Annotated in this window: 8 protein-coding genes and 1 pseudogene; 3 read left to right on the forward strand and 6 right to left on the reverse strand. The window is 45.0% G+C overall.

All coding sequences use genetic code 11. The features are described 5' to 3' along the window. Together EA14781_RS25505 and EA14781_RS25860 are read left to right on the forward strand one after the other, a co-directional pair. The coding region (locus EA14781_RS25505; RefSeq protein ID WP_042336097.1) for a hypothetical protein at positions 1–269 on the forward strand (269 nt) is incomplete at its 5' end. A 169-nt stretch (positions 270–438) separates the two neighbouring features. Further along, positions 439–758, forward strand: a pseudogene (locus tag EA14781_RS25860) (autotransporter adhesin Ag43); the annotation flags it as partial. 168 nt (positions 759–926) lie between these two features. Here EA14781_RS25860 and EA14781_RS19750 read toward each other — a convergent pair. From EA14781_RS19750 to cuyB, 6 genes are all read right to left on the reverse strand, one after another. After that, a complete protein-coding gene (locus tag EA14781_RS19750; RefSeq protein WP_000573234.1) occupies positions 927–1,805 on the reverse strand; it encodes a DUF7281 domain-containing protein in 879 nt (292 codons plus the stop codon). Beyond that, complete coding sequence (locus EA14781_RS19755) at positions 1,802–3,040, reverse strand: hypothetical protein (RefSeq protein ID WP_000046330.1); 1,239 nt, start codon at positions 3,038–3,040, stop codon at positions 1,802–1,804. The genes EA14781_RS19750 and EA14781_RS19755 overlap by 4 nt, the downstream gene beginning before the upstream one ends. Next, complete coding sequence (locus EA14781_RS19760; RefSeq protein WP_000889448.1) at positions 3,040–3,663, reverse strand: condensin complex protein MksE; 624 nt, start codon at positions 3,661–3,663, stop codon at positions 3,040–3,042. The genes EA14781_RS19755 and EA14781_RS19760 overlap by 1 nt, the downstream gene beginning before the upstream one ends. After that, positions 3,663–7,328, reverse strand: coding sequence for an ATP-binding protein (locus tag EA14781_RS19765; RefSeq protein ID WP_001135886.1), 3,666 nt, complete (start codon positions 7,326–7,328; stop codon positions 3,663–3,665). The genes EA14781_RS19760 and EA14781_RS19765 overlap by 1 nt, the downstream gene beginning before the upstream one ends. Before the next feature lie 419 nt (positions 7,329–7,747). Continuing rightward, complete coding sequence (locus EA14781_RS19770) at positions 7,748–9,046, reverse strand: anaerobic C4-dicarboxylate transporter (protein WP_000262202.1); 1,299 nt, start codon at positions 9,044–9,046, stop codon at positions 7,748–7,750. A 66-nt stretch (positions 9,047–9,112) separates the two neighbouring features. After that, positions 9,113–9,832 carry a cysteate racemase gene (gene cuyB, locus EA14781_RS19775; protein WP_000677252.1) on the reverse strand — a complete coding sequence of 240 codons (720 nt, stop codon included), beginning with the start codon at positions 9,830–9,832 and terminating at the stop codon, positions 9,113–9,115. A 350-nt stretch (positions 9,833–10,182) separates the two neighbouring features. On the opposite strand from cuyB, the gene hypT reads away from it, so the two are divergent. Then, a partial coding sequence (hypT, locus tag EA14781_RS19780) for a hypochlorite stress DNA-binding transcriptional regulator HypT (protein ID WP_042336100.1) occupies positions 10,183–10,953 on the forward strand: 771 nt, incomplete at its 3' end.

A 10,953-nucleotide genomic window follows, 5' to 3' on the forward strand; every position in this document is an offset into this window, starting at 1 on the left:
GAAATGGCGTTAAAATTGATACATCTCTGAAGGAAATTCCCCATGAATCATCATTTATAATCGGTCCTGAGAACCTGTCAATATCAGATAAAATAAACATTTTTGCCCCCCGTACACTTCCCACAATAAAAATCAAAGAACACGCTAAAATTAGCGATATCAGAGACGAATCAGATACAAACCATTCAGGTTCATGTAATAGGAAACACAGAAAACTCCTGATAAGGATAAAATCAGTCCTGCTGCGTATTATTCAATATCTTGAATAGTGTCGAATGCCACAAATAATGCATGGTGGAAATTACCAATAATAATTACCAGCCGGAATTGACTCTGAGATAATGGAAACAAAACTGTCACTTAAGCGTGTATTAGCTTCCACAGCCCGGTTCACCAAAGCAACACAGATTCAGAATATCAGTGAATGACTATGCGAGGCAGACCATCTATGGAAACGCAGTACGTACCATCATTAATAAAAATTGTCGTCAGATTGTGGCTGCTTACAGAATAGCGAACACCACACAGATTTACACCGCAGGTGTAAAAACTGTACACAGGCATGCGCAGGATACTGCTCTGAATCGCGGTAATCAGTATACGCACAACGGCGGTACAGCTTTTGTACACCTACTGTAAACAGTAACAGCTGGCAGATTGTCAAGAAAAGTGATCTGGCGGATTTCACTACCGTTAACCAGAAAGGAAAACTGCAGGTGAATGTCGGTGGCATAGCCACAACTATCAACCTGAAAAAGTAACCTTAGGGTGGCTACCATCGGCCAGAGTATCCAGACGGAGAATGCACAGAATGGTGCCACCGTAGAAGAAAGTGCCTGTGCCCTCTTTAACGTATCCAGATATAATCTGACAGGTATCTGCTGTAAATAACCGATAATTATCAGATCCGGTCTGAGCGAATACATTTAATCTGATGCTTTCAACATAACCATTTGCAAAATTTCACCCTGCATTTTCTGCTGTCTAAGGGCCTGATGTTTTTCCAAAACCAACAGATAGTCACGCAAATGGCAATGTTTCTCACCACTTAACAATCTAGGTAAGAACTTTAACTGTGCATCAGGAAACATCGCTGAAGAGGATTTTTTTGTCACCACGTCTGGCGAAGGTAATAGCATAAAATGATAACCTTCATTCTTCGCAATACTGACACCCTTGGGATCAAAATCGCCAAAATAGATCGCTGCTTTCCCTGTTTTCAACCAGCAATTCTTCAACGCAACCGTTCCCTTACTATATGTCCGATCGCCGCGGTAAATAATCAGAGGCGAATGGAAATCGCACTGAGAATAATCAAAAAGTGACAGATGATAGAAACAATCTTGATTTTCTACCACGATAAGAACATCAAAGTGCGTCAGAGTAATATTACGCCAATCTGTATCGACAACGTCGATAACCATCCCAAATTCATTAACCAGAGGCTGATTAAGGCGCAATAGCACCCGATGCTGCCGTGGTCGAATTCCCGCCGTTTTAATCTCCTGGTCGCTTAACTGCGCGCTCTCAATGCGGTTTTTTATCCTAAGATCATCACGGAAGTTGGCCTGTTTTAGACGCTGCTGAGCATCTGAGATCTTATTCAGTAGCGCCGTTGTAAAAATGAACTCAGGCAGCGACAAACTGTTCGCTGGGATCAAATCCAGCGCAATACACCAACGTAAAACCTGAATCACGGTTTTACCGTCAGTATTTTTCTTTTCGCTACTTTTCACTTTCAGACGATGATCAAGTTTTTTCAGCCAGACGAGTGCGCTATACGACAACGATTCTGTTTCGATCATTTTCCCCTCACGCCAATACTCACATCCGATATGATACGCAGATCATTTACCAGGCTTGCCTGGCGCTCCTCGCCACGCAGCCAGAAACGCCTTTTATCCGCTAACGGCAATGATTGATATTCCGTAATAACCTGATAAAGCCATATCTCGCGGTCCCAGTTCAGATGATTTTCTACCAGATAATGCAGCGCGCTCACCGGCCCGGATTGTCCGGCAGCAAAGACATAAAAATCCTCAACATCCATTTTAAGCTTAATCTGACGAGCAGCGACTTCCTCATCAACAGGAGGTATTACTGAGCCCGCGCTTTTTGGCACCGGAGGAGGCATAACCGATGTTCTGGGCAAAGCGAGCAACATCTCCGCCATCACTTGTCGATCCACAGTTCTGTCGAGAGAAATAGAGGCATGCAACGAAAGCGGAGACGCAATATTGAAGACATCTGGCACTTCCCGGCGTTCAGGATAACGGACCGGTTGATACTGCGGATGCTGACGCAAAAAAGCAGCCATATTCGCCACTAATAATGTGCGCGATTGCTGTTGGCGAAATTTAGCCATCAGCTCCACCAGACGCTGTTGAACGGCCAGTAATGAACTATGGTGAAGGCTGACACGCAACTGTAACTGGCTCACTAATAATTTACGTAGTGAGCTGTTATTTTCGGCGAACTCTATCAATTCCTGAAAAACAATCAGGTCCAGCCCATCAAGCAACCGGCGCACCTGTTTTTGCGCCCGCGTATTCTCATTAATTTTTTCATTCAGACTGCTGACGAAACCGAAATCATTATTCAGACGATGCCAGAGGCTGTCGATAGCCTCTTCAAATTGCCCGCTGAGATCGTGAACGAGCTCAGTCAATCTCTGCATTTGTCGTTCAGCAATACTGTAATCGCCTTTATAATAAGCATCGCGCCAGGCCTGCACCCTATTGCGGATCTGCTCCAGTTTTTCTGCCACATCCGCATTAATCTGCCGTCGGCTCTCATCAGCAATCATGCTGGCGATGAGATCGCTCACCAGCGGGCGTAACCTCAGCGGTTGTTGTTCATCAGGGCGATACACGATACGCGCTGTAATCAGCTTTTTTAATGTCTGGTCGCTAAAAGCCGTTTCATCAATAAACCCATCGACATACCCCTTCATTAAGGCGTGATGGTATTTTCCCAATAATGCCAGCCGATCAGCACCGTTTTTAAACAGGCTGGATAATGGAGAAATTTCCTGCGCCATTATAGAAGCTCCTGTTGAACAGGCTGTGTATCTTCAACCGGTAAATGCTCTTCGTCGCGAATAAAGCGGATCACATCAATTAAATAATCAATTTTCCCGGTAGCAATAAATATTTGCTGCTCAGCGTTGGGCTGTCTGACATAGCCATGTTCTTTCAAGCGCCGGAAAATTTGTTTGAGCTGAAGATCAATAGAATCACTCCTACAATTAAAAAAACGATCGCTGGAGAGCTGATTCAGACGCTGTTGCAGACTCTGATTATCCTCCACGCGCGTCATGATTTCCGACAACCGGATATAGTCGCCTGCTGTCAAAGTACTTTCCCGCCCTTGCGTCTCCTGTATGAGTTGCAGCCACTCAAGCAGAGGCAACAGAGAAGAAATGATGTCCTTAAACTGACTCATAAGCTGGCTGCGGGCATCGCTATTCATCTCACAAAAACCCACATAATAGACAGTTTGCGTTTCATTACTGACAACTCTGTAGTTAAGAGGGCGCAAATACTTATCTATCGATTGACGGGTATTCTCATCCTGTAAATGACGATAAGCATCCGGGTCGTTGATACGACAAATAAATTCTCCTGTCAGCAGCCTTTTGATTAAAGGTCCATGTTCCAGCATTACATTGTCTCCTGTTCCATCTGCGCCAGCCGGGCAGCCAGGCGGCTCATTTTCGGCTGGATCCTTTTCAGCCTGCGCTGAGTCGGTTCAAACTGATCGGCATCAAGCAAATAACGGTGCTTAAACAGCATTAACACATCCGATTCCGCATTCGGAAAGGCGCCAACAATCACAATATTATTATGGCTACAGGCAATAAATAGTTTCTCCACATTGTGGTAGGCCAGCGTACCGATTTCATCAATAGGCCAGTGGATAACCGCGTCTGATTTGCCTCTTAATAAACGGGTAAACGCCAAAAGATATTTGCACAAGATTAGATAGGCCATACCGTGACTTGATGCTTCCAGTAGCTGGCGATCGTTTTTGATAACAATATCTTCCCCACCTTCATTAAGATGAAGTTCGAGATTTAATAACGATTCCATAGTGAAACGTTCGTCGGCATGAAGCAGTTCAACCACATCCATCAAGGCGTTCAAATAGCTTTCGGGAGGAAGCTGCTGACCAGACGAACGCCAGTCGCTATAGTTTTTAGCAAAGCGTTTTAACGGTTTCCAGAATAGTAATTGATCGATGGTCGATAAAATACGAACCTCTGATTTATTGATCCCTTCCAGTTGCAAATCGTCGGTAACCGCATCACTCAAGCGTCGACTTTGTTGCGAAATTCGGCGATTGATATCACTGAAAACATCAAAGAATTTTTTCAGATCGCCGCCGATATTTTCCCCCATCTCCAGCAATTGCTGCTGTTTATCTTTAAGAAGCTGTAGCAATTTCTCAAGTACTGGCAATTGCTGTCGGATTCTTGAAGGATCGGGAAGTTTATTTATTTCAGAATCCAGTAAATCAAAGAAAGTGGGGTCTGCGTCTTGATTAAAACGTGACTTAAACTCATTCAGTTTGTTCTCCAGCGTACCAGTCAAGCTGGCGTGCTGCTCCAACATATCGCCAGTACGCGACATCCGCTCATTAATATCAGCGGCAGAATCAATATGAGCCGGAACAATTTCAGCCAACGGCAAAGGTAATAATCGGTCCAGCAACGTCTTTAGCCGACTAACGAGTTCGTCGGTTTGACGCATCTGCGTATCATAGTATTTTTTCTCATCATTGAGTCTGTCATATTTATTCTGATATTCGGCTTTTAACTGACGCTCTGACTGCAACAATTCACGTTTCTGATGAGAAAGTTCACCTTCCAGCTTCTGTTTTTCAGGGCGCAACCGCTCCCAGTCAAGTTTAATAAAACGCTGCCATACGGTCAGCTCATCGCGACGATCTTCAACCGCTTGAATATCCTTTTTAAGCGTTTCAATGCGCTCCCGCAGTATATTGACTTCGTGATGATCAATTCCCCTCTTCGCTAAATCATCGTCCAGAGCCTGCTGAAATATTCTTATTTGTTCTTTCATGTCGGCACGTTTTTTGTTTATTTGCCGGGACAGTTCTTCCACCTTCTCATCAATTTGCTGCAGTTCACCTTGAAGGTCTATACTCCATTGCAGTGTTTGCGCATTATATTCGTCCTTTAATGCGCGCTGATCCTGCTCTTTCTGGTAAGTTAATTCAGTATACGCTTTTTCTAATGCGCTTAAACGGGCTCGTTTTTCCTGTCGACGTTCTTGCTCCAGCGCCTCATGTTCTGCGATTAAACGAGTACGGGCATCACGAGCATAGCCGACTTCCTGATTTTGACGTTGATATTGTCTTTCACACTCGTCCACTTGTGACTGTAGGAACTTGACGTTCTGATGGTGCTCCTGAAAGCTGATTTCTGCCGTTTTTTTCGCTTCTTCAGCATGCGCCCTGACTTGCTCCGCTTTAGCAAGGCTATATCGAATTGAAGTTTCATCCTGCGCAAAATCAGGCATATCCAGTACGCTTAATTCTAGTTGCAGACCATACAGTGATTCCGACAGTTCCCTTAGCTCAGGCTGCAAGTCTTTACGTTCCAGCAGATTTTCATTCAGAACCTTGCCTAAATTCTGCTCCCAGCCCTCATAACGTGAGCGCAAAAAGTGGCGTAGTGTCCCCTGTTCAGGATCCAACTGACGATGCAGGTGCAGCAATTGTTCCTCAGCCTGATGCAGGCTGGCGCGAGCAGCATGCAACTGCTTTTCTGCGCTATCTTGCTGTTTACGGGCCTCGGTCAATTTTGCCTGCGCATTTTGTCGTCGCTCACCCAGTTGTAATAAACGCTCCTGAGCTTGCTCAATACGCAATTCAGCAATCTGGCGTTCCTCATTTTCTTCAGCGGTTAACTGAGAATGTTTAAGCTCAGTACCAATAGTCGTCCGATCGCGAGATATTACCGCCAACTGCTCGTCATAATAATTTTCTTGCTGTTGCTTTTTTTCTTCGAAGCGCTGCCGAAGTATCTCTTTCTGGCTGTCAAATTTATCTCTGACGACCTCTTTTTCTTGCTGACAATCCCGAATTTTTTGTTGGAGCAACTGGCTCTGGTTGTAAAAAGTTTCCTGAAGTTTTGCTTTGTGCTGTTCAAATTCTCGGGAAAGTTCACCAGCTTGATTCTGCATGAGCTGGTACTGCTCACTTTGCGCTAAAAGCGCCTCTCGCCACTGGGGTAATTCGTCCATGTGTGCCTGCAAAAGGCGGATGTCTTTACGTTCATAACGATCGTACTCTTCCTGGATATAATCCAGCCATGTCCGAATCGTTTTTAATTCGCTCTGCGTTTTACTTAATTGATCATTCAGCTCATGGCTCTGCTGATCAAAGCAATCCTTTAATTGGGTAAGCTCTCTCCGCCGCTGAATAAGTTGCTGTTCTGCATCTATCCTTTTCTGCCTCTGAATTTGTTCATCATTTCTCAACAGGGGATGGAGTGCAGCCAGCTGTGCTTCTGTATCATCCAGCTTCAGCCCCAGGCGCTGTAAGGACTCAAACTCCTGCTGTAATTTATCGTAACGCAGCGACTGGCGCATTTTTTGGATCCATTCCCGAGCAAAGCTGCTTTTTACTTTTGTTTGGGGGAGCGTAACGCCATCATCAGCAAAAATCGCCGCCAACATAGTTTTAAGCGTTTCCATTTTGCCTTCACCGGCATGAACCGCGCTCACTAATTTCTCAATATGCCTGATTTTATTATTACCACTTACCAGACTAAACGATGCTGCCAGGCGGCGTAGTCTCATTGCCTCCGTCGAATTACCACGTAATGACGCGACATCATTCTGAATAATGCTACGGTATTCCGTTGTTGAGCCTATTTTGGCGGAAACTAAAACATCACTCCGGTTGCGCATCTGGGCAGACCATTCATTATAACTCAACCCTTTTGCACCATCCCCCGTATAGCGAAGGAAAAAGTCTGGGTTATAGGAGGTGCGAACAAAACGATACTCTACGCCCCCCTCATTTTTCCCCGTTAGAACAACCAAACAATTGTCGCCCGTTTCACGCTGGTATTCATAAATAATATAGCTATTGCTGCAAGGGAGATAAAACTCGTCGAACTTCTTCCGCGTTCTTGGTACCACTTTATTGGGCTGTTCACCGTAGAAAACCGGGACGAGGCGTTGCAGAGTTGTTTTCCCTGAAGCATTAGTTCCACAAATATTGGTATGCTGATCCAGTTGAATTTCAACAACGCCTGGCAGGTGAGTGTGTATAAGAATGATACGAAGCAGTTGTGGCATGATATCTCCCTGAACATAAAATAACCTTCGGATGATATATCCAAAATCCTTTTTAAACATTGGGTTATTTCACAATTTGATTTAACCGCAAAAATACGGTTCACTCTCCGGGGCCTGGCTATTTTTGCAACATGGGCTTATGTTAAAATCCAACTTAACAGATAACTCAAAGTGCTCAGATCCGGGCAGTAAAACCCACGGACAAGGGTTATTTAACCTTGCCCCGGATGGGTTTCACTGAGCTGTAACGTTCAGGGGGAATGAGCATTTTTATCTAATATCCAATGATCGCAGATATAGATAAAATGCATAAGTGAATCGCCGTAGATAATCCATAAACATCTGATTCATTGATAATATTGATTTTTATATTCTGTCGTGAACGGCTGACCATACTGACACTGACGGGTATAAAACAGCTAAATAATCATCGGCGCAATCACGAAACCTAATGCCACCCCTGCAATAATTCCCCCCAATCCTGGCAACATGAATGGATGATTCAGCACATATTTGCCCACGCGAGTTGTGCCAGTAGTATCAAATTCCATGGCGGCCAGCGACGTTGGATATGTTGACAGTACAAATACACCTGTGACAGCGACATAGGACGCCAGAATTGCCCAGGTGGGTACATCAAGCGCCACGGCAAGCGGGATAATTAACGGCGTGGTCGCGCCTTGCGAGTAGAGCAGAGCACAAGTGCCAAAAAGAACCAACGCCAACAACATCGGATAGGCCTGCAAAATATCGCCAGCAATATCCTTAATCTCGGTTAAATGCGCATCAATAAAAGTGGTGCCTAAGGTTACAATGCCGAGAATCACCGCCAGCGAGCTCATCCCCGCACGAAATGTGGAGGTGAGAATAATGGCATCGGTAGCCGTCTTGCACAGCGCCACCATCAGGCAGGCGGCAGAGAGCATACAGATAATAATAATATCGCGTGTTTCCATCGGTTTGCCGATATCAAACCCCGGACGCAGTTGAGGGAAAGCGGCAAGAATAACAATGGCGACCGTCGCCAGCAGGAACAATCCTACGGAAAGCGTCGCACCAGGTTTGATGCTGCTATTATTCTCGTATTTTTGCACCAGTCCTTTTTGCAGACGCTCAAGATAGACCTCGTCATCCTGCAACTCACATCCTTGTCGGGAAGCAATAAAAGCGGCGACCATCGCGGCGGCAAAAGAGGTAGGAAGACATACCGACATCACCTGAATAAAACTGACGCCGTTAACCTCCATAATAGTGAGCATAGCGGCCATTGCGGCGCTGATCGGCGAACCAGAAATCGCCACCTGCGAAGCAACGACCGAACCGGCGAGCGTGCGGGAAGGACGAATACCTGACTCTTTCGCAACTTCAGCAATCACCGGCAGTGTGGAAAAAACAATAAATCCGGTACCGGCCATAATAGTCATTGACCAGGTAATAATCGGCGCGATGATGTTGATATATTTCGGGTTACGACGCATAAAATTACCGGCGACGCGTACCAGATAATCCATTCCGCCTGCGGCCTGTAATGCTGAAGCCGCCACAACAACGGTCATAATAATCAGGATCACGTCTACTGGCGGCGACCCCATAGGCAGACCAAATCCCAGAGTCAGGATAGCGAGCCCAAGCCCGCCACATAAACCAATACCGATCCCTCCCTGGCGAATACCAAAAAATATTGCGCCAAGTACTACGATAATTTCCAGCCAAACCATGATGTTCTCCGTTATAAATATAATTTTTTCTAAAAGTGAATGACTTTCTGGCTGCGATTAAAATGATTATTGGGTTAGAAGATGCTGTTTTCCGACACGATTTTCATACCATTTTATTCCGGCGCGAACGAGTGAAGCAGTTGAGTCAATATAATGAGAAGGCCGCTCTTTAACAGCTTGCACCAGAATAACCGGAATTTCCGTACAACCAAGAACAAGAACTTCAGCGCCGCGGGAAAATAATATTTCAGCCTGCTCGCTCATCAACTGTTGTGCATGCGTCATATCGCCTGCTTTCAAAGAATAAATACTTTCCATTACTTTTTTCTGACTGTCTGCATCGGGGCGGATACAGGTAAGTCCCAGTGACTCAATTCCTTTTTGGTATAATCCCATATACAGCGTAGCATTGGTGGCTAACAGGCCAATGCGGGTTTTACCACAGTCGCGAACTTCATTGATCGTTGTCTCTACGATACTTAATATATCAATATGACAAGCATCTTTTAATTCTTTGAACCAGTAATGTGCGGTATTACAGGGAATAACAATACATTCCGCCCCGGCATCTTCCAGTTTATGCATATAGTCACGCATAACAGGTAACGGCGAGCGCCCATGATGCATTAATGCATCGGTACGGTCAGGAATATTCGGAATAGAAGAAATAATTAATGGAATATGTTCCTGATCACGTTGTGCGGCGGTAAACGTTACAAATTTATTAAACAGATCGACGGTAGCCGCCGGCCCCATTCCGCCGAGTACACCAATTAATCCTTTCACAAGATCTGCCTCTCAAAACGTTAATGGCAATGAGTAATGAATAACTACTGCTCTCTTTTTTAACAGCCAAAATAGACAATGAGAAATGCAAGGTTGTACAAGGTGATGCAAGACACGCATAGTGTAGCTATAGAGCACACAGTTCATTCGCCATGGTTATGACATTTTCTGGCTATCTAATGGAAAAAACTCGTTTTTTTGATGAAGTGTGATATCAACGTCAATACCGGAAATGAAGGCGTTATGCACAAAACGAATGACAAAAGCTAAATTGTGCGACTTGAGAACATTATTTTTATTGCCAGGATGTTTTATTATGCCTCCAGATTGAAAATACAGGTGCCATGATAATGAAAAATATCGAGACAAAATGGTTATACGATTTCCTGACGCTGGAAGCCTGTCGCCATTTTTCTCAGGCGGCAAAAGAGCGTAATCTTTCACAACCCGCATTCAGCCGACGAATTAAGGCGCTGGAAGCGGCGATCGGCGTTGCTTTATTCGATCGCACAACCACCCCTTTACAATTAACCGAAGAAGGCAGGCTCTTTCATTCCCAGACTCGCAGCTTATTACAACAGCTTGAATGCAATTTGGGGGAGTTAAACGGCCAGAATTTACTCGGCGTACCCAACATTAAAATTGCCGCTGCGCACTCACTATCCCTGAGCGTATTACCCAAACTGGTGAATTCACTGACCGCCTATGGCGGAGAATTCATCTATCATGTTGAAGCCATTGATGTTGTCCAGGCCGTAAATACGTTACGCGAAGGCAAGAGTGACTTTATTATTTCGTTTCGCGATGAAGATCTTATGCAATCGCCTTTTTGTTGCCTGAAACTGTTTGAATCTGAGTTGTACCCGGTATGTGCCGCCGATGCACAGGGGCAGCCAGTATTTGATATCACCCAGCCCCAGGTTCCTTTACTCAACTATACTGCCACTTCTTATATGGGCAGGCTGGTCAATCGCCATCTGGCAGAGGTTGGCGGTATTACCGGACGCACGATATTTATCTCTTCGATGAGCGAACTATTAAAAAATATGGCACTCAACGGATATGGTATTGCCTGGTTACCGATCTGGTCGATCATCGATGAACTGCAGACCAAACGTCTG

Origin of the sequence: Escherichia albertii NBRC 107761 = DSM 17582, from assembly GCF_000759775.1 — a bacterium.
Classification (GTDB): domain Bacteria; phylum Pseudomonadota; class Gammaproteobacteria; order Enterobacterales; family Enterobacteriaceae; genus Escherichia; species Escherichia albertii.